We start from the raw sequence: 21067 nt of genomic DNA, 5'->3' as shown, positions 1-21067 counted from the left end.
TAGCCTAACAGAGAAAGGGGACGGACGATGTCGAAAATCACCATTGATTATCAGGCAGAAGGAGACATCTTCGATATCCAGCGCTTTTCCCTGAATGACGGCCCCGGTATCCGGACCATCGTCTTCCTCAAGGGCTGCCCCTTGTCGTGCTGGTGGTGCAGCAACCCGGAATCGCAGCGGCGGCGGCCTGTGGTCATGTATAATGCCGCCGATTGTGTGCACTGCAGGCGCTGTGAGAGCGCCTGCCAGCGCCACGCTGTGACCTTTAGCGACGATGGGCGCCGGCACTTCGATTACCAAGTTTGTACGGGCAACGGCGACTGTGCTGCAACCTGCCCGACGGGGGCCCTGGTCATGAAGGGACGGTCCATCCGCATCGGTGAACTCATCGAAATCTTAAAGAAAGACCGGTCGACGTTCCGCCATTCCGGCGGCGGTGTCACCTTGTCCGGCGGCGATCCGCTCATGCAGTCTTACTTTGCCGGCGAATTGCTCAAGGCCTGCAAGGCCCAGGGCTGGAATACGGCCATCGAAACGGAAGGCTGCGCCGAAACGGAAACGTATCTCCGCCTCGTGCCGTACATCGATACGATCCTCATGGATATCAAACATATGGATCCCGAAAAGCACCGCCTGTTCACAGGTGTATCGAACGAACTCATCTTGAACAATGCCCGCCGGGTCAGTGCCTTTGCGCCTCTGACCATCCGCGTACCCGTCATTCCCAAGTTCAATGCGTCGGAAGCGGAAATCCGGGACATCGCCGAATTTGCCGCATCCCTAGGCAATGTCCGCTGTGTCCACCTGCTCCCGTATCATTCCCTGGGGGAAAACAAGTACCGCATGATAGGCATTGAATATAAGATGAATCGTCTTTCTGCCAAATCGCTCAGCAATAAAGAATTAGAAATATATCGCCCTATTGTCGAACAGGCCGGCGTGCCCTGCCGCATAGGCGATGAGTCATAAGGAGGTTTATCATGGATCAGGAATTATTAGAAAAAGTCATGAACCAGGTCAAAGCAGAACTCGGTTCGGCTGCCACGCCGGCTGCTCCGGCTCCGGCGGCTGCTCCGTCGATGAAAGGCGATGCTACGGGCATCAGCAAGGCCCTGGGCCGGACGGAATTCGTCGGCACATCCATTGGCGATACAATCGGCCTGGTCATTGCCAGCGTCGATCCCATGCTCAAGGACGCCATGAAATTGGGCAAGTTCCGCTCTATCGGTATCATTGGCGGTCGTACTGGGGCCGGCCCGCAGATCATGGCTGTCGATGATGCCGTCAAAGCGACGAATACGGAAATCATTTCTGTTGAATTACCGCGTGATACCAAAGGCGGTGCCGGTCACGGCTCGCTCATCCTCATCGGTGCCGAAGACGTATCCGATGCCCGCCGGGCTGTAGAAACGGCGCTGCAGGTCCTGCCGAAGTATTTCGGCGATGTCTACGGCAATGACGCCGGTCATTTGGAATTCCAGTATTCTGCCCGCGCCAGCTATTGCCTGGAAAAGGCCCTGGGTGCGAAATTCGGCAAAGCCTTCGGCATGACCTGTGCCGGTCCGGCTGCTATCGGCGTCGTCCTGGCCGATACGGCTGTCAAAGCGGCCAATGTCGAAGTCGTCGGCTATTCCTCACCGGGCAACGGCGGTACGAGTTTCTCCAACGAAGTCATCTTGTGCTTCAGCGGTGATTCCGGCGCCGTCCGCCAGGCTGTCAAAGCGGCCATCGAAGTCGGCAAGAAACTGTTAGGGGCCCTCGGCGACGAACCGAAGTCGACGACGACACCGTATATTTAACCGTCAATAGGAAACGGAGGGTATTACAATGACAAACGAAGCATTAGGCATGGTAGAAACAAAAGGTTTGGTCGGCTCTATCGAAGCAGCTGACGCGATGGTCAAAGCAGCCAATGTAACACTCATCGGCTATGAAAAAATCGGGTCCGGTCTGGTCACGGTCATGGTCCGCGGTGACGTCGGTGCCGTCAAGGCAGCCGTCGATGCCGGTGCGGCTTCGGCGAAAGTCGTCGGTGAAGTCGTTTCGGTCCACGTCATTCCCCGGCCTCATACGGATGTGGAAAAGATTCTTCCCCATCTCGATTAATCCCTGAGCAGGCGATCGTATGGCATATGATAAAGAAAAAGCCTTAGAGGCCCTGATATTGCGGGTCATCCGCCAGGTCCTGGCAGAACAGGCACAGGCGAAACGGCGGCTCTACGTCGTCTTCGCCGACGCCTTCGATTGCCGCTGTGTCCAATTTTTGCAGTCCCTGACAACGGCCGATGACGTGACGGTCATCGTGGACGATACACAGGGGGAACGTATCCGCCGCGACATCGAACTGGCCTGTCCCTTTGCAGCTGTCGTCATGACCTCACAGGCCCGTTCGCTGCCGCTAGGCGGCAGCTTGACCGTATATCCTGTGGCGTCGCGGGACTTCATCGTCAAGGCAGCCCTGGGGATGGCAGATACCTTTGCTGCGGAATGGCTGGCCCGCTGTTTTGCCGCCGGCTCTGCCGTCCATCTGCAGCTGTCCGGCCTGACCCGGTTCACGGGCCGCGAACCGGCCGCCTATGTCCAGCAGATACTGGGATATTACCGTAAGCTTTTGGAATATGGCATTACCATCGGCCATCACCTGCCGCAGGAGAAGGCCGGGAATCCCGTGCCAGCGGCAGTCACGGAAAAAAAGGCACCGCCCGTCGTGACCTGTCAGGATAAAGTCCTGACGGCAGCGGACTTGTATCCTTACGACAAGGGGACGGTCCTGCTCGTCGGGGCGCATACGGTAGTGACCTCTTTTGCCCGCGAAGCGGCTTTGAGCCGGGGCATTGAGATTCGTAGAACATGAGGAAAGGCAGGGGAGGACCTGTGGAAAAATCATTAGGGCTCATCGAAGTCCGGGGCATGAGCTGTGCCATTGAAGCGGCAGACGCCATGGTAAAAGCGGCGAATGTCGTCCTCGATGAACTCGAAGCGGCCCGCGGCAGCGGCATGATGACCGTCAAAGTCAGTGGTGATGTCGGTGCTGTCCGGGCAGCTGTCGAAGCGGGCAAGGCCACGGCCCTGTCCTATGGGGCACTGGTATCGGCTGATGTCATCGCCCGGCCCCATGAAGCGACAGGGGCCTGCTTCATCCACGCTCAGGGCGAAAAGGAGCGGCCTAATTTCTACGCCGCCTGCCCGGAACTGGATGAAACAGAAAAGCCGGGGCCCGCAGCGGCAGAAACGAAGCCTGTACCGGAAAAGACCCGGCGGACACGGCGGCCGCGGACGGCTGGGAAAGCAAAGAAAAGCGTAACGCCTGCAACGGAAGCGACGGCAGCGGATACGACGGCAGCGGATACGACGGCAGCGGAAACGCCTTCCGGACACAGCAGCGAAGATACATAGAAGGTATGGCTTATGAAAATAGCGAAAGTAACGGGTTCCGTCGTCTCGACGAAGAAAGAAGAAGGGCTGGTCGGCAGCAAGCTGATGATCGTCCGCTTTGAATCGAGTGACGGCGTACCCTATGGAAATGAAGAAGTCGCCGTCGATTATGTCGGTGCCGGTATTGGGGAAATCGTCCTCGTCGCCAGTGGTTCCGCCACTCGGACGACGGAAACGACGAAACTCAAACCCATCGACCTGGCCATCGTCGGCATCATAGATAATTTGAATTAAGGAGCGTCCATTATGGCAAACGAAGCATTAGGAATGGTAGAAACCAGAGGCCTCGTCGGTTCCATCGAAGCCGCCGATGCCATGGTCAAAGCAGCCAATGTATCTCTCATTGGCTATGAAAAAATCGGGTCCGGCCTGGTTACGGTCATGGTCCGCGGCGATGTCGGCGCCGTCAAGGCTGCCGTCGATGCCGGTGCGGCTTCGGCGAAAGTCGTCGGTGAAGTCGTTTCGGTCCACGTCATTCCCCGTCCTCATACGGATGTGGAAAAAATCCTGCCTCATCTGGCACCGGCTACTCCGTCAGCAGAATAAGGAATAGAGGGGGCATGAGCCATGTGTCAGGAAATGGCGACGATATTGACGGAAAAGATACTGGAAAGTGTCCAGCATTATGAAAATTTTAGGATTCCCATTGGCGTATCCAACCGGCACGTCCATGTTAGCCGGGCCGACTTGGACAGGCTCTATGGGAAGGACTACGCCTTGACCCGCAAGAGCGAGCTCGGCCAGCCGGGCCAGTTCGCTGCCAACGAAACGGTGACCCTGCAAGGGCCGAAGGGGACGTTTGAACATGTCCGTATCCTCGGTCCTGTGCGGTCACAGAGCCAGGTCGAAATCAGTAAGACCGACAGTTTCCGTCTGGGCGTCAAAGCGCCGATTGCCTTGTCCGGTCATCTCCAGGGGACGCCGGGGATTACCCTCATCGGTCCCAGGGGAACGGTCGACCTGCCTTGCGGTGTCATCATCGCCAAACGGCACATCCACATAACGCCGGCACAGGCCGCTGCCCGCCATTTGAAAGATGGCCAGATCGTCGATGTCGAGACCTTTGGCGAACGCCGGGGAATCCTGGGTGATGTCATCATCCGCGTATCCGATACGGCCGGCCTGGAAATGCACATCGACGTCGATGAAGCCAATGCCTGTTCTTTGAGCAATCACGATTACGTCATGATTTGTTCGGTATGATAAGGAGGGGCCGCCATGCTTGTAGAAAATCAAAAACTGGCTGAATTTGCGTCGCTGGTTTCATCGGGAGACGTGCGGCCCTTTGAAGGGCCGCTCAAGGTCGGTGTTGACTTGGGGACGGCAAATATCGTCGTCGCCGTGACGGACCAGGACAACCGGCCCGTCGCCGGTATGACGACCCATTCGACGGTCGTCCGCGACGGTATCGTCGTCGACTATGTCGGCGCTGTCCGGGCCGTGCGGACCATGAAGGCCGCCTTGGAAGAAAAATTGGGCGTCGCCCTGACCCAGGCGGCGACAGCGATTCCACCGGGTATCCTCGACGGCAACGTCCGTTGTATTGCCAACTGCGTCGAAGGGGCGGACCTGGAAGTAGTCAAAGTCATGGATGAACCGACGGCCGCAGCGGCTGTCCTGGGTATCCGTGACGGCGCCGTCGTCGATGTCGGCGGCGGGACGACGGGCATCAGCATCCTGCGCGATGGTAAGGTCGTCTATACGGCTGATGAAGCGACAGGCGGGACCCATATGACTCTGGTCCTGTCGGGATACTATGATATCGACCGGGCGGAAGCCGAAAAGATGAAAGTCGACGCGTCACAGGAGACTGCCGTCTTTCCCATCGTCTATCCCGTCGTCGAAAAGATGGCCTCCATCGTCAAAGGCTTCGTCACCGGCCGCGACGTGAAGGATATTTACATCGTCGGCGGTGCTTGTTGCTTCAGTGAATTTGAAAGTGTCTTTGAAAAAATCCTGCATATCCCGACGCACAAACCGAATGACTGCCTGTTTGTCACCCCGCTGGGCATTGCAGTAAACCAATAAACGGAGGTACAAGAGTTATGAGTACAACCATCGACCCCGTCGTCCTGCAGCAGTTGGTTGCCCAGGCCGTACGGCAGTTACAAAAAGAAGGACCGCAGGCAGCAGCACCGGCTGTTCCGGCAGTACATGATGAATACGGTGTCTTTACGACCATGGCCGATGCTATCGAGGCATCGGCTGCGGCTCAGCATACGCTGCTCTTCCAGTCGCCGTCACAGCGGCAGCAGTGGATCGACGTCATCCGCCGGACCTGCCTGGACAAGACCAATATGCAGATGATGTCGCGCATGGCCGTCGAAGAAACAGCCATTGGCCGTTATGAAGATAAAGTCATCAAGAATACCGCTGCCGCCCGCTATACGCCGGGCATTGAAGACCTGAAGACCGACGCCAGGACCGGGGAACACGGATTGGTCTTGTTTGAATACTGCCCATTCGGCGTCATCGGGGCCATTACGCCGACGACGAATCCGACAGAAACGATCATCAACAATTCCATCTGCATGATTGCCGGCGGCAATACGGTCGTCTTCAGTCCTCATCCGCGGGCTAAAAAGACGTCGATTTTCCTGGTCCAGCTCCTCAACAAAGCCCTGTATGAAGCCGGGGCACCGCTCAACTTGATTACCATGGTCCGGGAACCGTCCATCGAAGCGACGGATGAAATGATCAGCAATCCCAAAGTCCGCATGGTTGTCGCAACAGGTGGTCCGGGTATCGTCAAGAAAGTCCTTTCGTCCGGCAAGAAGGCTATCGGCGCCGGTCCGGGCAATCCGCCAGTCGTCGTCGATGAAACGGCCAATATCGAAAAGGCCGCCAAGGATATCGTCGATGGCAGTTCCTTCGATAACAATGTACCGTGCATCGCTGAAAAAGAAGTCTTTGCCGTCGATTCCATCTTCGATTATCTGCGCATCAATATGAAAGGCGCCGGGGCCTATGAAATCACCGATGCCGATACGATTGAACGCCTGTGGAAGCTTGTAGCCAATGAAAAGGGGACGGGGCCGAAAGTCGAATTTGTCGGCAAATCGGCGAAATACATCCTCCATCAGATTGGCATCGAAGTAGAAGATACGAAGAAGCTTATCATCATGGAAGTGGCCAAGGACCATCCTTTCGTCCAGACAGAAATGCTCATGCCCATCCTGCCTCTCGTCCGCTGCGATAACGTTGACCAGGCTATCGAGTGGGCTTATGAAGCGGAACACGGCAACCGCCACAGCGCCATGATGCATTCGACCAATATTGCCAAATTGAGCAAGATGGCCAAGCTCATGGAAACGACGATTTTCGTCAAAAATGGTCCGTCTTATGCCGGCCTGGGAATCGGCGGCCAGGGCTATCCGACCTTCACCATTGCCGGGCCGACCGGCGAAGGCCTGACCAGTCCGAAATCCTTCTGCCGTCTCCGCGAATGTGTCCTCAAGGATATGTTCAATATCCGTTAAAGGGAGGGATGGCTCATGGATATTTGTCAGATTGCGACGAAAGTCATCTCCGGCGAGCAAGCCCTGTCCGCATTCCAAGTCTATCGGACGGAACGGATTTTCATTTTATGCGACGGCTTCCTGACCCGGTCCGGGGCCATCGACTTCCTGACCCGCCAGATAGCTCCGACGAATCAGGTGCAGATTTTTGACGATGTCGTGCCGGATCCCCATCTCCACGGCGTCGCCAAGGCCATGGCGGCAGCTGTCGACTTCCAGCCGACGGTCCTCGTTGCCTTTGGCGGCGGTGCGGCCATCGATACGGCCAAGGCCCTGGTTTATTTTGCCAGCGGCGCCCATGCCTTTTCGCGGCCGCCGGTCTTCATCGTCATTCCCACGACGAGCGGGACCGGTTCGGAAATGACATCCTTTGCCGTCATCACTGACGCCGAAGAGAAGCGGAAAATCGCCCTCATCGACGATGTCATGTATGCCGATGTGGCCATTTTGGACCCGCAGCTGACCGTTTCTGTACCGCCGGCCATTACGGCCAATACGGGCTTCGACGTCCTGACTCATGCCATCGAAGCCTACGTCGCCAAGGGGGCAACGGACTTCACCGATGCCATGGCCTGCAAAGCCGTAGAACTGGCCTTGGAATATCTGCCCCGATGCTATCACTACGGCGCCAACCTGAAAGCCCGGGAGGCCATGTCCAATGCCTCGAATATGGCCGGCATCGCCTTTAATCTCGGCGGCCTGGGAATGGTCCACAGCATGGCCCACCAACTGGGTGGCATGTACCATGTCCCGCACGGCCTGGCTTGCGCTCTGGCCCTGCCTGCGGGCATCGCCTATAACAGCCGTGATGAAAAGACGGCGGCCCAATACGCCGACTTGACGTATAAACTGGGCCTGGCACCGCGGTCCCTGCCGGTACCACAGGCTGTCTGCCTGCTGCAGGGAGTCCTCAAGGCCCTCATGTCCGATATGGGAATGCCGCGGCGCATCGGTGAATTGCCGAAAGGTCCGGACCGCAGCACTTATAAACAGGCTATTCCCATGATGGCTGCCCACGCCATGGAAGACCGCTGTCTGCCGGGCAATCCGCGTCCTGTCGATGAAGGGACCTTTGAAGAACTCTTTGCATCACTTTATTAGCAGTCAGCAGCTAGCTGTTAGCAGATGGTTTTAAATTTTTTACCATTTGCTGCAAACTAAAAACTACAAACTCAAAAAGAGGCTGTCTTAATGCGACAGTGAGCTGCCCCCCAATAGTTAGACCAAAAATCTAACGATTGGGGGTCAGTTTTTTTATGGCAAAACACAGTTATGAATTTAAGAAAAAAATAGTGCTGGAATACTTGAGCAGTGACGAAGGGTGTACTTCTATTTCACGTAAATATGGAATGGCAAGTAGCAGCCAATTGCTAAAGTGGACTGCAGCCTACAAAGCATTTGGAGATGATGGATTGAAAAGATCCCGCTCTCGAAAAATATACTCTTTCAAAGAGAAACTTTCTGTGGTACAGTCTTACTTAACAAGCGAATTTTCATATCAGGAACTCGCCCTTCAAGTAGGAATCAACAATCCGACAATGATTGCCAGATGGGTCAATGAATTTAAAATAGCTGGGCCGGATGCATTACGGCCATATAGGAAAGGCAGGAAAAGAACTTTGAGCAAATCACGAACCAGCAAACCAGATACTCAGGAGCAGAAGCCAGTAGTCGACACCAGTGTGGAACATGTCCAGGAGTTAGAGGATGAAAATCTCAAACTCCGGATAGAGAATGCTTTTTTAAAAGAACTGAGGAGACTGCGTTTAGAGGACGAAGCAAAAACGAGAGGGTTGCAAAAATCATCTGCAGTCTCCGAGGATCATTCAAATTAAACGATCTTCTCTCCTATACGCAGATACCCAAGGCAACCTATATGTACTGGCAGAAACGGTTTGACCGTGAGAATCCCGATCAAGAACTAGAAGACAAAATACAGGAAATCCGTAGCCAGCATAAAGATTATGGCTATCGGCGCATGACCGGTGAATTAAAGAATCAAGGGTATTGCGTGAACAAGAAGAAAGTCCAACGTATCATGCAGAAACTAGGCCTTCAGGTAACATCCTTTACTCGAAAAAGCCGTAAATACAGCTCTTATAGAGGCAAGGTAGGAAACGTGGCTCCGAATCGGATACGACGTCGTTTTAACATGACTATTCCGCACCAGAAGATTACAACCGACACGTCAGAATTCAAATATTATGAAGTAGATACACAGGGACATCTGACCCTGCACAAGCTTTATCTGGATCCTTTCCTGGACATGTTCAACAATGAAATCATCAGTTATGGAATAGCGAAATATCCTTCAGCTAAAAGCATACTGGAAGCGCAGGCTGAAGCAATCAAAATCACGGCTGATTGTCCGTATCGAAGAACGTTTCACTCCGATCAGGGCTGGGCATATCAAATGAAAGCCTATACCCAGAATCTTAAAGAAGAACGAATTTTTCAGAGCATGTCTCGAAAGGGCAACTGTCATGATAACGCTGTCATGGAGAACTTCTTCGGCTTAATGAAGCAAGAAATGTATTATGGGGTGATTTACTACAGCTATGAGGAACTAAAAGATGCTATTGAACGATATATTAAATACTATAATGAGCAAAGAATCAAAGAGAAACTAGGTTGGAAAAGTCCTGTCCAATACAGAATTTTCCGACAGACAGCATAAAAAAGTAACGAGACAGTAAAAACAGTCTCGTTACCAAGGTCTAACTTTTTGGGGTCACATCACAGCTTCTTCTTCTACAAACTGCAAAGAGAACGGGATATCTCATAAAGCGTCTAATGAAGAAAAGCCGTAAAGGGGCGCTGTGTGTTCCAGGATTTCCTGGTTCAGATTGCGGTCCGCTTTTTTTAGGTTCTGCATGTGCGCCCATAGGGAATACAATGTCGGCAGGGAGTAGGTCATAAGCTCCCCTGCCGTATAGGTTTCAAAAGAAGTTTCGCCGGGAGCGGCCTGTGTTTGACGGATCGGGCGCCCTTTGCGGACGATATTGGGATAGGCTATGGCCGTTTCCGTCATCCAGTGGATCTGCTGGTGCAGTATCTGATGGACGAGCTGCCGTTTTTCCATGCTCACGGCTGGCAGGTCGGCCTGGATGAGCTGGAATTCATCGGCATGGGTCCAGGCCATCATATAGCCGTATTTTTCGGTCATGATATTGCGCCCGTCTTTTTTCGTGGCCAGCAGGTCCTGATAGTATGAAGTCAATGTCGCTTCATCCCAGGCGGCGAACTGGCTCAGGCGCATGATAGTGAAGGTCCTTTCGTCGTCCTGGCAGGCTGCCCGGCCATGGCGGTTGCGGACTTGCTGGAACATAGGCCATTCCAGGGCCAGGATTTGTTGTATCAATTCGTCTTTTTTCACGATTATCTCTCCTTAGTATAGTTGTAAAGCCGGCAGATTCCGCAGGGATTCGTCGGCGATGTGAGATAGAATGGCAGGAGTATAGGCCAGGAGAAAACTATCTGTCCCGCTTGCCAGTCCCTGCTGCTGCCATTCCTGACGGACGTCGTCACAGATGTCTTCCATGAGGGCGATAGAGACGGCCGCATCTGTTGTCGCAGCAAGGATGGCGATTTTCTCATACATCTTTGGCAAGATGGGCAGGATTTGCAGACCGTGATGGGCCCATTTGTAGAAGGGCATGTATTTTTTATTGAGCAGATACGTCATGGCTGTTGCCGCTTTGATGAATTCGCAGCGGGCCCAGCAGGCGGCGACGATTTCCTGCCGGTCCAGGCAGCGCTTGTAATTGTATTGGCCGCTCTGGGCCATCTTGGCGGCGTAGAAGGCGATTTTCTTCAAGTATACTTCTTGGGGATAAAAGGCCAACAGGGACTGGCGGATGGCAGAGAATCGGCCTGTCGGATCGGTAAATACCTGGCCGTTCGTTGCTTTGGACAGAAAGGTTTCGGGGATGCGGATCCATTCGGCCAGTGTTTCCGGAGCCCTCGACAAGCCGATGAAAGAGCGATAGAAGTCGGATATACGCCAAACGCCGACGCGCCCTTTGCCGCCGGATGTTTCCCGGCGCCGGAAGCCACGGAATTCCTGGGGCAGGGCAGCGTAGGCCTTTTGCAGGGCCTGGCCAAAGGTGGCATAGTCTTCGTTGGACAGCCATAGGCAGAATGACGGGCCCCAGTCGTGGTCGCGGGAGATTTCATCGTCGAAGCCGAGACATTCCGAGACTTCGCCGACGAGGCCCGTGGCGATATGGTCCCAGACGGCAGCGAATTGTGATTGCAAAGCCGGACGCCCGACTTCTTCATAGTAGGCCCGGCAGAGGTCCAGGCCGAAGCCCGTCGCCGACGGTGCCGATGGTACTGACTGGGGCGTGTGGCAGGCCAGACAAGGCACAATACTATTCAGTTATGCCGATTTTAGCACTATTTTGTCACCTTTCGTACACGGCATTTTGCCGTTGGCCAGAGATTTACAGCCTGCTGTGACGGCAGGAAACATGGTATATATTATGACCGGGCCTGCACAGTTCTGTTACAGCTATCGTGGAATGCTATCTTTTTCTTTATTGAGAAGCTATAATGAAATAGAAATAGGCGGCTGCTATCTTTTGGCTTGCAAATAGCTGGCAGCGGCTCCTCAAGAAAGAAGGATGATTTTTGTTGCAATATATATGCAGGTCTCTCGATTGTGTTATAATGGCAGAGGAGGCGGGGAAAATGGGCCAATTCGTCAATGCGGACGGAGAACGGTGCAGTGTCGATCAGATCGTCAGGAACTTATTGAAGGAAGACGTGACCTATGAATTCATTGCGCACGTTGCCCAATGCCCGTTGGAAACGGTGAAACGCATTGCCGCTAAACAAAAAAAGCAATAGGGAGTGATTCGTTTGAAGATTTTAGTTGTCATGGATGTCGATGCAAAACAGAAACAGTGGCTGGAAACAGCTGCTCCGGAAGCGGATTTTTGCTATTGTCCCGGTGATGGGACCCAGGCCGGCAAGGCGCTGGATGAAGCGGACGTCATCATTGGCAATATCGCTCCTGACCTGGTGAAGAAGGCCTCGCAGCTGCAATGGCTCCAGCTCAACAGTGCCGGTGCCAACGAATACTGTAAGCCCGGTATCCTGCCGGCCGGCGTCACCTTGACCAATGCGACCGGTGCCTATGGCCTGGCCTTGTCGGAACACATGCTGGCCCAGACACTGGCTATGATGAAGAAACTCTATCTTTACTATGACAATCAGCATCAGGCCCTGTGGCACGACGAAGGGCCGGTCACATCCCTCTACGGCGCGACGGTCGTCGTCGTCGGTTTTGGCAATATCGGCCGCAACTTCGGCCAGCGCGTCAAGGCCATGGGGGCACACGTCATCGGCTTGCGCCGCCGTCAGGGTGCCGTACCGCCGGAGGCTGACGAAATGGGGGATATGACCCATTTCAATGAATACCTGGCGAAAGCGGATATCGTCGCTTCGTGCCTGCCCGATACGCCGGAAACGTATCATATCTATGACGCCGCGCGCTTTGCGGCCATGAAGAAAGGCGCTTATTTCGTCAATGTCGGCCGCGGCACCAATGTCGACCAGGCCGCTTTGCAGGAAGCCGTCGCCCAGGGCCATCTGGCCGGCGCTGCCCTGGATGTCACCGACCCGGAACCGCTGCCGTCGTCGGATCCCTTGTGGAGGACGCCGGGCATCTACATTACGCCGCACATCTCCGGCGGCTATCATCTCCAGGCGACACACGACTACATCGTCCGCATCGCCGCAGATAATCTCAAACGCTACCGGGCCGGCGATCCTCTGGAAAACATCGTCGACCTCATGACCGGGTATAAAGCATGAGAAAATGGCTTGTCACTAAGCGACAAGCCATTTTTTTAGGGGCTAGTGGTTAGCGGATGGTTTTGAATTTAAAGTCCTCTCTGCGAACTACAAACTCTCTGTACTACACTTATAGAGTAAAAGGAATCTAGCCCCTAACCCCTAGCCCCTAGCCCCTAACCACTAACCACGGGCTTGACGATGGTGCCGGTTTTCCGGCAGGTGACGCGGCCGCTGGTCGTGTCGGTCAGGCTGGCGGCAAAGGCGTCGCTGTCGCTTTGCGGGACTTCCATGGTGAAGGTCACATCGGCGGCGAAATCCCGGCCGGTAATGGTGCCGCCGTGGTCGGGGACGAAGCGTTCCATCGTGCTGACCAGGGGATAGGCGACAGTCGCCGTCAGGATCGTGAAGGGCGTATAGACGGCGATATCCGCGGCTTCCAGGGCCAGGGCGGCAGCGTGGCTGTAAGCCCGGATAAGGCCGCTGGCGCCGAGCTTGATGCCGCCGAAATAACGGGTGACGATGATGGCCGTATTGGTCAGGCCCTGCTTCTTGAGGACTTCCAGGATAGGACGGCCTGCCGTACCGGCCGGTTCGCCATCGTCGCTGGAGCGCTGGAAACGGCCGTCCGGCCCGACCTGGTAGGCCGAGCAGTTGTGGCGGGCATCCCAGTATTTCTTTTTCATTTCCTCGATGAAGGCTGCCGCCTCGTCTTCGGACTTCACTTCACAGACCGTCGCGATGAAGCGGGACTTCTTGATGACATATTCAGCGTCGGCCCGGCCGTAGACCGAGCGGATGAGAGATTCCATAACACACATCGTCCTTTACATTTTTCTTCCATCATACCATGGTTTAGTGGCTCGTGGCTAGTGGTTCGTGGCTCGTAGGGGCTCGCACGTGGCGAGCCCGCCAGGCATATGTGAGATACTTGTGAATCGGATTTGCATGAACTTTAAATTTAAATCCATCCGCTAACTGCTAACCACTAACTGCTAACCACTCAAAAAGAGGCTGTCTTAATGCGACAGCCTCTTTTTGTAACACTTTATTTTTTGCCATTGATATTCAATAATGTTTTAATGGCCTCCTGTTTTTCCGGCGGCAAGGCGTGGATGGCCCGGATGATGTGGCTGTCGTCTTCGGTGATGGAAGCACAGAAGTCGCAGCTGTTGCCGTGCTCTTCACTGCCTTTGCAGTACATGCCCGGCCGGCCGACGAGGATACAGATGGGAATCTGGAAAAAATCAGCCATTTTCAGGAGTACTGAAATATCCGGTGAATAGAGGCCTGTTTCCCAAGAATAGACGGCTTGTTTGGACATGCCAAAGAGGGCACCGAAAGCCGTCTGGGTTAAGCCCTTTTTTTTGCGATAATATCTAATTTCTTGTCCTAAAGTCATGCGCGTTCACTCTTTCTGTACACAATAGTCTCTGTTGTACACATTCAATTTCGTATACTATACAACACAATGTAATATACACTAATCATTATAATATGGATGATAAAAAGCGTCAACCGTATGATTCTAAGAACTTGCAAGCATTATGCTTAAAAATGTATAATATTGGGACAAAAAACGATACTTAAATTAAGAAAAATATTGATAAAACATAGAGATTTATACAGAGTATAGAATAAAAAACTATTTATGGCTGAAAAAGGCACGAATCAGGCGGACCAGGCTTTCCTGGTCGGCAGCGCCCATCAGTTCCCGGCACGAGTGCATGGCCGTAATGGGGATGCCGATATCCATGGCCCGCAGGGGGAGATTGGCTGAGAGCAGGGAACCCAAGGTCGAGCCGCCGGGGATGTCCGACCGGTTCATGAATACCTGATAGGGGATATCATTTTCACGACAGAGGGATTTGACGACAGCTACGGCAGCGGCGTCCCCGGCATAGCGCTGGCTGCTGGCAATCTTCAGGGCGACACCGCACCCCATGACGGGCTGGTTGGTGACGTCGCATTTTTCCGGTACGTTGGGATGGATGGCGTGGGCCACGTCGACAGAGAGCATGAAGGCCCGGGCCAGGTCGGCCGAGAAGTCATCGTCCGTCAGGCCGAAGGCGTGGTAGATGCGGCGCAGGATGTCCGGCAGGACGTGGGAGTCCGCTCCTTGTTTCGTCTGGCTGCCGACTTCTTCGTTGTCGAAGAGGGCGACGACGTTGAGGCCGTCGGAAGCGGCTGTTTCAGCGAGGCCCGTCAGGCAGGCCAGGACCGACGTCAGATTGTCCAGGCGCGGCGACGATACGAATTCATCGTGCCAGCCCAGGCGGCAGCCTTCTTCATAGGGATAGACCGTCAGGTCCCAGGACAGGATGGCTTCGGGCAGGCAGCGGCATTTTTCCGACAGGAAATCGAGGAAGAAATGGTCCGTCAGTTCGCGCTGGTCCAGGCCCATGAGGGGCAGCAGGTCTTTCTGCGGGTTGAGTTCGACACCTTCATTGGCCCGGCGGTTCATGTGGATGGCCAGACGGGGAATGGTTAGGATCGGCCTCCCTGCGTCGACAAGGCGGATTTCCGGCTGGAAGGCATCGCTGCCCTGGAGGGCCACGGTCCCGGCGAGGGACAGGGGACGGTCGAGCCACGATTCGCGCAGCAGGCCGCCGTAGACTTCGGCGTTCAGCTTGAGGTAGCCGTGCTGGCGGATTTCCGGCCGATATTTTATTCGCAGACAGGGGAAATCCGTATGGGCCGCACTCAGGCGCAGGTGGCGGCGCACATCGGAACCCGTGCGGAAGGCGATGAGGCCCGAATCATAGAGGGGGACGTAATAGGCACCGTTCGGCGCCAGCTGCCACGCTTCGGACAGGGACAGGGCCTGGAAGCCGGCCCGGTCGAGATAATCCCGGCTGGCCTGGACCGTATGGTACGGCGACGGGCTGTGATGGATAAAATTCAATAAGTCCTGGATATAATCATAAGTCATGGAGGTCATCCTTTCTGACGAGATAGGTCGGTTGTTTCAATAGTAGTTCTTATTATATCATATATATAAGATTCTATGGAATGATATGTTTTTTTGCGGCTTCCTGGCCAGCCATGGTATAATAAAAAGGATTTTATTTTTTTGAAGGGACGCTTATGGATTTACACGTAATCTGTCAATTTTTAGGAAGGATCGCCTGGGCCCAGGCCGGCGTCATGGGCCTGCTACTGCTCATGGCCCTGGCTTTCGCCGAAGACAGCTGGCCGGCCTTTATGGGCACCATGGCCGTCTGTGCCCTGGCGGGCTGGGCTTTCCTGCGCTATGGCCACGTGCGGACGAAGAAACTGACCATGCGCGAAGGCATTGCCATCACCGGCATGGGCTGGCTCCTGGCGACTTTTTTGGGGATGCTGCCCTATTGCCTCGGCGGCTACCTGAACTATTTCGACGGCCTGTTCGAGAGCATTTCCGGCTTTACCGGGACCGGGGCGACAGTCATTCCCGACTTGGAGGTCCTGCCCCAGAGCCTCCTTTTCTGGCGCAGCCTGACCCACTGGCTCGGCGGCCTGGGCATCGTCGTCATCTTTATCGCCCTGCTGCCGGAAGCGGGCCAGTCGACGGTCTACATGTACAACGCCGAATCGACGGGGCCCACGCGGGAGCGGGTCCTGCCCAGGCTCCACGATATGACCCAGGTCCTGTTCCGCATGTACATGGCCTTCACGGCGGCGGCCTTCGTCATCTTCCTGCTCTGCGGCATGGATTTCCTCGGCGCCCTGAACCACGCCTTATCGACGGTCTCAGCCGGCGGCTTTTCCACGTACAACGCCAGTGCGGCTCACTTCGAGAGCCCGGCCGTCGAAGCCTGGATGACCTTCTTCATGATCCTCACGGGCGGCAACTACGGCCTGTACTACCAGGCCTGGCAGAAGGGCTGGCACGTCCTGCGGCGCAATACGGAATTCAAGGCCTACCTGCTGATCATCGCCGTGGCGACAGTCCTCATCGGCCTCAACCTCATGGACGGCTTCGACGTATCGGCGCCGACAGCCCTGCGCTATTCGTCGTTCCAGGCGGCGTCCATCGCGACGACGGGCTTCGTCTCGGCAGACTACGACCGCTGGCCGCCCTTTTCCAAAGGCATCCTGCTGATGCTCATGATTTCCGGAGGCTGTGCCGGTTCGACGGCAGCGGGCCTCAAAGTCTCTCGCGTCGTCATCATGGTGCGCTACATCTGGCAGGCAGCCAAAGCCAAACTCCATCCCCATCAGGTCTGGGGCCTGACCATCAACGGCCACCGCGTCGGCGACGATACGGTCGTCCGGGCGGCCCAGTTCTGCTTCCTCTACCTGATGTTCATCGCCCTCTGGGCCCTGCTGCTGACCTTTGACGGCATCAATACCTTCGACGCTATCGGCATCAGCGTGTCCACCATGGGCTGCATCGGCCCGGCCTTCGGCATCACCGGTGCGACCTGTACCTATGCCGAACTCTCGGTCTTCTCCAAATCCATCCTCTGCCTGTCCATGCTCCTGGGACGACTGGAAATGTTCACCCTCCTGGTCATGCTGCGCAAGAGCTTCTGGAAGTCCAGGAGCAGCTGGTAAATGAGAGAAGGATTAAATTTTGCCGAATTCGATTAAAGGACGATTAAATTTTCGAAAAGGGGTTAAAAAATAGGGCATACTATACATATAGATTCTTACAGTATATGTATAGGAGGGATTGTCATGAAGAAATTCGTAGTTTTGGCCCTGATTTTGGCGGGCGTGGCCCTGTTCCAATTCGCCCCTGACTTTGAAAATGCTTTTAGTGAGCCACCGCCGGCCGTAGAAGAGCCATTGCCGGAAAAAGCCTTTGTCTATGTCACGGGAGCCGTTAAGAATCCTGGCCTCTATGCGCTGAAAACGGGGAAAACGGCTGGCGAAGCCGTAGAAGCAGCTGGCGGCATGATTGCCTATGCCGATACGGGAGCCGTCAATTTAGCAGACCGCGCAGAAGACGGTGCCCATATCCACGTGCCCTATGATTTCCAGGGGATTCCCGAAAATCCGGCGGAAGCCGGCAAGGTATCTTTGAACCGAGCCGATGAGAAAGCCCTTACGGACCTGCCCGGCATCGGACCGGCTATGGCGGCTAATATCATCGCTTATCGCCAGGAACACGGCTCTTTTGGCAGTATCGAAGAACTACAGAAGGTCAAAGGCATCGGTCCGGCGAAGTTCGCCAAGCTGAAAGATTTGGTGTGCTTATGATGGGAAAGGTTAAACCGGAATGGGTCAGCCTGTCCCTGGTCCTGGCATTGGCTGGAGGCATTTCCCTGGCAGATGCGCTCTCTTTGGCTTTGAGCCTTTGGATTTCCTTGTTCCTGCTGTCTTTGCTGGGACTATTCTTTTTCCGGTCCCGCAGTCGTATTGCCCTGGTTGTCTGTCTGGTCCTGGCGGCTCTCAGTCTGGGCGCTGGCCGTCTCCAGCTGGAGGCGGAGCGCTACGAGGCCCTGCCGCATCAGGCAGCAGGCGCCAGGCTGACCGTGGAAGGGACACTGCAAGAACGGCGTAGTACCTATACGAATGAAAAGAAACGGGTCGGACGGTACATCATGCAGGTCCGGCGCTATGCCTATGACAGGGAAGCGGACGTACAGCCTGGGAAAGGCTGTATCTATGTGACTTTGCCGGAACCGCAGGTCGTAGGCAGTACGGTTGTCGTCACTGGCGACAGCCGGCCTTTGACATACTATAAAAATGACGGCATGTACGACGCCCTCCATCGCGACCGGGAAAAGGCGATTTACTTGCGGCTGTTTGCCGATGATGGGGAAAAGGTAGCCGTGACGGCTCCGCCAGGTCGCTGGGAGACCTTTTTGCAGGATCTGCGCCAGGCCCTGACCGGGCGTTATGAGGCTGTTCTCGGTAAATCTTATGCGCCTCTGCTGGCCAGTCTGCTCTTTGGCGGCCATTACGAGGACTTGCCACCAGGGCTGCTGGAATCGTTCAGTACGACCGGGCTGATTCATATATTGTCCGTTTCCGGGTCTCACGTGGCCTTGCTGCTGGCTGTCATCCAGCTCATGGGCCGCGCCCTGGGATTGCGGCCGCGCAGCTTGTGCTGTATTTCTGTGAGCTTTCTCTTCCTATACGGCGCGTTGTCGGATTTTTCGTCGCCTGTCGTCCGGGCGTCTCTCATGGGGGCCGCCAGTGCCTTCAGTCTGACGGCGCGGCGCGAATACCTGGCCGGTCATGCCCTGGCCCTGGCTATGGCCGGGATGCTGCTTTACAGCCCATACCTTTGTTTTGATTTGAGTTTCCGCCTGTCCTGTGGTGCCTCGGCAGGCATTATTCTCTTTCAGCGGCCCGTAAGCTCCTGGTTTGCGGGTCTGCCTTCGTTTCTGCGGGATTGCCTGACTGTCTGTGTGGCAGCCCAGATTCTGGTCGTGCCCCTCTTGTTTTCGGCGTTCTTTTCTTTTCCCGTCTATTCTCTGGTTGCCAATGTCCTGGTCGCACCGGTCTTGGACCTGGTCATGGTCCTCGGCCTGTTGGCGTCGGTCCTGTCCCTATTGTGGGGCAGCGCTGCCGATATGGTGTTGTGGCTCATCAAGCCCTTGCTGGCCCTGGCCCTGAAGGGCAATGCCTTCATCGCCGCCCTGCCGGGGAGCCGCTTCTGGGCCGGTCAGCCGTCGAAGTGGGCCTGTCTGGCCTGGTATCTGGCTGTAGTCTTTGTCTTTTGCCCCTCTTTTCGCAGGCGCATGGGTCCGCCCTTGCTGGTCTGTCTGGCAGCGGCCTGGTTCCTGCGGCCATCCGGGCCGGGTGTCCTGGTCCTCGATGCCGGACGGGACCAGGTGACGGCTGTCATTCATGAAGATAAATCGGCCGATATATGGTATAATAAGTCTAACTTCGCCAATCCCGACCAGGCAGCTGTCGTCGTGACGCCGGCTTTGAGGGCTCATGGCGTCTTCCGGCTCCGCCAGTGCCGTGTCGATGGCGACGGGGCGGATCATACGCTGGCCTTGCTGCGGCGGGATTTTACCTTCCTGTCCGGGACGGGGAGCGGCGATGTGCCTTTTCGCTGTCTGGCGTCGGTGGCCAGGCCTTTTCCGGCAGGACCGCTTTGTCTGGAATTCCGGTCCCTGACGGGCTGGAATGGCCGGGATTTCCCCGTATCGGCCATGGCGACCATTGTCTATGGCTCGCGCCGCAGCGATGAAGCCCTGATAGAGTGGGGCGAGACGGCGGCCGGTTACGGTGTGCCTTGTTTTTCGCCATCCCGGGACGGCCAGGTCCGTCTGTACCGCTGGCGGGGGCAGTGGCGCATTTCTACGTTTAATGAGGAACAGTCATGGAATATAAGAAACATATAATGATTATTTATGGGACAGAACCGTATGTCATGGAAGAGAGTCGGAAGCGGTTCCTGGCGGCTGCCCACGAGCGGGCCGGCGGGGAAGCCGAGGTCCAGTCTTTCCAGAAGGATGCTGTGGCGGCGACGGTCGTCGAATCCTTCCAGGGGTCGAGTCTCTTTAGCAGTGGGACGGTCACGATTTGGTATGACTGTCCCTTTCTGCCGCTCAAGCGCGGCGGCCGGTCGCGGAGCAAGCTCACCAAGGATGAGCAGTGGTTCCTGGACGAGGCCCGGCGGCTCAGCGACGAGAACAGTCTTTTGTTCTATAGCAAGGGCAAGATGGATACGGGCAGTGCTTTTTTCAAGGCCCTGAAGCCCATGGCCGACGTCGTGGCAGCCGAAGCGGTGACGGAAAAGACGGTCATGCCTTATGTGACGGACTATTTGAAAGGGAAGGGCAAGCGCCTGACCAGCCGGGCCGTGGCCTATTTGCGGGCCCTGTTCCAGACCTGGGGCGATATTTCGTTGCTCTATGTCTTTTCGGAGCTGGAGAAATTGTGCATCACCGTGCCCGACAGCAGGAAAACTGTCGATGTGACCGATTTGCAGGACCTCTTTGCCGGGACGATGGAAAAGAATCTCTTCACCTTTATGGATGAATTTTTGCGGCGCAATGGAGAAAAGACCCTGCCTTTTTTGGAAGGCCTTTTCAGCCGGCAAGATGCTTTTTTGAAGAATACGGGCTATATGCTGTCGCGCCTGCGCCTGCTCCTGGCCTATAAGGAATTGCGCCGGGCCCATGCCGGCCAGCACCAGTGTGAACAGATCCTGCAGACCATCAATAAGGGCCGCAGCGTAAAATATGTCTTATACCACTTGCAAAAAGTGGCATCTTATTGGAAAATAGAAGAGTTGGAAAGTTGTATTTGCCAAATTTTTACGCTCCAGCTCCATATCCGCCGCGGCACGGCGTCGCCGGCTGATATGGGACCCCTTATTTGTTTGTATTGTAGGTAGGGGCCGCAGGGGAGAACCTCTCAGT

24 protein-coding genes are annotated in these 21067 nt (G+C 55.3%); 19 read left to right on the top strand and 5 right to left on the bottom strand.

Going from position 1 to position 21067, the window contains the following annotated elements; translation table 11 throughout:
* Positions 1-27 precede the first annotated feature (27 nt).
* From ACFCTO_RS03765 to ACFCTO_RS03705, 13 genes are all read left to right on the top strand, one after another.
* Positions 28-969 (top strand): glycyl-radical enzyme activating protein, encoded by a 942-nt coding sequence (locus ACFCTO_RS03765; RefSeq protein WP_499876415.1) that lies wholly within the window; start codon positions 28-30, stop codon positions 967-969.
* An 11-nt stretch (positions 970-980) separates the two neighbouring features.
* Complete coding sequence (pduB, locus tag ACFCTO_RS03760; protein WP_292260385.1) at positions 981-1799, top strand: propanediol utilization microcompartment protein PduB; 819 nt, start codon at positions 981-983, stop codon at positions 1797-1799.
* Positions 1800-1827: 28 nt separating this feature from the next.
* Positions 1828-2106: a propanediol utilization microcompartment protein PduA gene (gene pduA / locus ACFCTO_RS03755; protein WP_022498174.1), complete on the top strand. Its 279-nt coding sequence runs from the start codon at positions 1828-1830 to the stop codon at positions 2104-2106.
* Positions 2107-2125: 19 nt separating this feature from the next.
* Positions 2126-2854 carry a hypothetical protein gene (locus tag ACFCTO_RS03750; RefSeq protein ID WP_302485595.1) on the top strand — a complete coding sequence of 243 codons (729 nt, stop codon included), beginning with the start codon at positions 2126-2128 and terminating at the stop codon, positions 2852-2854.
* Positions 2855-2874: 20 nt separating this feature from the next.
* The gene (locus ACFCTO_RS03745) at positions 2875-3396 is read left to right on the top strand and encodes a BMC domain-containing protein (RefSeq protein WP_499876414.1); all 522 of its coding nucleotides are present in this window, start codon (positions 2875-2877) and stop codon (positions 3394-3396) included.
* A 12-nt stretch (positions 3397-3408) separates the two neighbouring features.
* Positions 3409-3669 (top strand): EutN/CcmL family microcompartment protein, encoded by a 261-nt coding sequence (locus ACFCTO_RS03740; RefSeq protein ID WP_292260381.1) that lies wholly within the window; start codon positions 3409-3411, stop codon positions 3667-3669.
* A 12-nt stretch (positions 3670-3681) separates the two neighbouring features.
* Positions 3682-3981 (top strand): propanediol utilization microcompartment protein PduA, encoded by a 300-nt coding sequence (pduA, locus tag ACFCTO_RS03735; protein WP_499876413.1) that lies wholly within the window; start codon positions 3682-3684, stop codon positions 3979-3981.
* A gap of 21 nt (positions 3982-4002) precedes the next feature.
* Positions 4003-4638 carry a phosphate propanoyltransferase gene (pduL, locus tag ACFCTO_RS03730; RefSeq protein WP_499876412.1) on the top strand — a complete coding sequence of 212 codons (636 nt, stop codon included), beginning with the start codon at positions 4003-4005 and terminating at the stop codon, positions 4636-4638.
* Between the two features lie 15 nt (positions 4639-4653).
* A complete protein-coding gene (gene eutJ / locus ACFCTO_RS03725) occupies positions 4654-5463 on the top strand; it encodes an ethanolamine utilization protein EutJ (RefSeq protein ID WP_302485597.1) in 810 nt (269 codons plus the stop codon).
* Positions 5464-5480: 17 nt separating this feature from the next.
* The gene (locus tag ACFCTO_RS03720) at positions 5481-6914 is read left to right on the top strand and encodes an aldehyde dehydrogenase family protein (protein ID WP_292260372.1); all 1434 of its coding nucleotides are present in this window, start codon (positions 5481-5483) and stop codon (positions 6912-6914) included.
* A 15-nt stretch (positions 6915-6929) separates the two neighbouring features.
* On the top strand, positions 6930-8054 hold the full coding sequence (locus ACFCTO_RS03715; protein ID WP_499876411.1) for a 1-propanol dehydrogenase PduQ: 1125 nt from the start codon (positions 6930-6932) through the stop codon (positions 8052-8054).
* Between the two features lie 155 nt (positions 8055-8209).
* On the top strand, positions 8210-8788 hold the full coding sequence (locus ACFCTO_RS03710; RefSeq protein WP_499876410.1) for a transposase: 579 nt from the start codon (positions 8210-8212) through the stop codon (positions 8786-8788).
* Complete coding sequence (locus ACFCTO_RS03705; protein ID WP_499876435.1) at positions 8755-9630, top strand: IS3 family transposase; 876 nt, start codon at positions 8755-8757, stop codon at positions 9628-9630. The genes ACFCTO_RS03710 and ACFCTO_RS03705 overlap by 34 nt, the downstream gene beginning before the upstream one ends.
* Before the next feature lie 102 nt (positions 9631-9732).
* On the opposite strand, the gene ACFCTO_RS03700 is transcribed toward ACFCTO_RS03705, so the two are convergent.
* Both ACFCTO_RS03700 and ACFCTO_RS03695 read right to left on the bottom strand, forming a co-directional pair.
* Entirely contained in the window at positions 9733-10329 is a 597-nt protein-coding gene (locus ACFCTO_RS03700; RefSeq protein ID WP_499876409.1) for a DUF4125 family protein, read from the bottom strand.
* A 12-nt stretch (positions 10330-10341) separates the two neighbouring features.
* Complete coding sequence (locus ACFCTO_RS03695; protein WP_499876408.1) at positions 10342-11322, bottom strand: DUF4037 domain-containing protein; 981 nt, start codon at positions 11320-11322, stop codon at positions 10342-10344.
* Between the two features lie 323 nt (positions 11323-11645).
* Between ACFCTO_RS03695 and ACFCTO_RS03690 the strand changes: the two genes are divergently transcribed.
* Both ACFCTO_RS03690 and ACFCTO_RS03685 read left to right on the top strand, forming a co-directional pair.
* Positions 11646-11804, top strand: coding sequence for a hypothetical protein (locus tag ACFCTO_RS03690; protein WP_020310215.1), 159 nt, complete (start codon positions 11646-11648; stop codon positions 11802-11804).
* A 12-nt stretch (positions 11805-11816) separates the two neighbouring features.
* Positions 11817-12773: a D-2-hydroxyacid dehydrogenase gene (locus ACFCTO_RS03685; RefSeq protein WP_499876407.1), complete on the top strand. Its 957-nt coding sequence runs from the start codon at positions 11817-11819 to the stop codon at positions 12771-12773.
* Positions 12774-12928: 155 nt separating this feature from the next.
* Here the strand turns inward: ACFCTO_RS03685 and ACFCTO_RS03680 are convergent, their stop codons facing one another.
* The 3 genes from ACFCTO_RS03680 to ACFCTO_RS03670 form a co-directional block, all read right to left on the bottom strand.
* The gene (locus tag ACFCTO_RS03680) at positions 12929-13564 is read right to left on the bottom strand and encodes a YigZ family protein (RefSeq protein ID WP_499876406.1); all 636 of its coding nucleotides are present in this window, start codon (positions 13562-13564) and stop codon (positions 12929-12931) included.
* A 236-nt stretch (positions 13565-13800) separates the two neighbouring features.
* The gene (locus tag ACFCTO_RS03675) at positions 13801-14154 is read right to left on the bottom strand and encodes a helix-turn-helix transcriptional regulator (protein WP_020310218.1); all 354 of its coding nucleotides are present in this window, start codon (positions 14152-14154) and stop codon (positions 13801-13803) included.
* A 243-nt stretch (positions 14155-14397) separates the two neighbouring features.
* On the bottom strand, positions 14398-15684 hold the full coding sequence (locus ACFCTO_RS03670) for a M18 family aminopeptidase (RefSeq protein WP_292261859.1): 1287 nt from the start codon (positions 15682-15684) through the stop codon (positions 14398-14400).
* A gap of 155 nt (positions 15685-15839) precedes the next feature.
* On the opposite strand from ACFCTO_RS03670, the gene ACFCTO_RS03665 reads away from it, so the two are divergent.
* The 4 genes from ACFCTO_RS03665 (at position 15840) to holA (ending at position 21042) form a co-directional block, all read left to right on the top strand.
* Positions 15840-17291: a TrkH family potassium uptake protein gene (locus ACFCTO_RS03665; protein WP_499876405.1), complete on the top strand. Its 1452-nt coding sequence runs from the start codon at positions 15840-15842 to the stop codon at positions 17289-17291.
* A 123-nt stretch (positions 17292-17414) separates the two neighbouring features.
* On the top strand, positions 17415-17939 hold the full coding sequence (locus ACFCTO_RS03660) for a helix-hairpin-helix domain-containing protein (protein ID WP_499876404.1): 525 nt from the start codon (positions 17415-17417) through the stop codon (positions 17937-17939).
* Positions 17936-20044, top strand: a complete 2109-nt coding sequence (locus tag ACFCTO_RS03655) for a ComEC/Rec2 family competence protein (RefSeq protein ID WP_499876403.1) — start codon at positions 17936-17938, stop codon at positions 20042-20044. The genes ACFCTO_RS03660 and ACFCTO_RS03655 overlap by 4 nt, the downstream gene beginning before the upstream one ends.
* A complete protein-coding gene (holA, locus tag ACFCTO_RS03650; RefSeq protein WP_302485607.1) occupies positions 20023-21042 on the top strand; it encodes a DNA polymerase III subunit delta in 1020 nt (339 codons plus the stop codon). The genes ACFCTO_RS03655 and holA overlap by 22 nt, the downstream gene beginning before the upstream one ends.
* Positions 21043-21067: the final 25 nt, after the last annotated feature.

This window comes from Megasphaera indica (assembly GCF_046614755.1).
In the GTDB taxonomy this organism is placed as follows: domain Bacteria; phylum Bacillota; class Negativicutes; order Veillonellales; family Megasphaeraceae; genus Megasphaera; species Megasphaera intestinihominis.
Note: the sequence above shows the minus strand (reverse complement) of the source record. Positions and strands in the feature narration are given on the sequence as shown.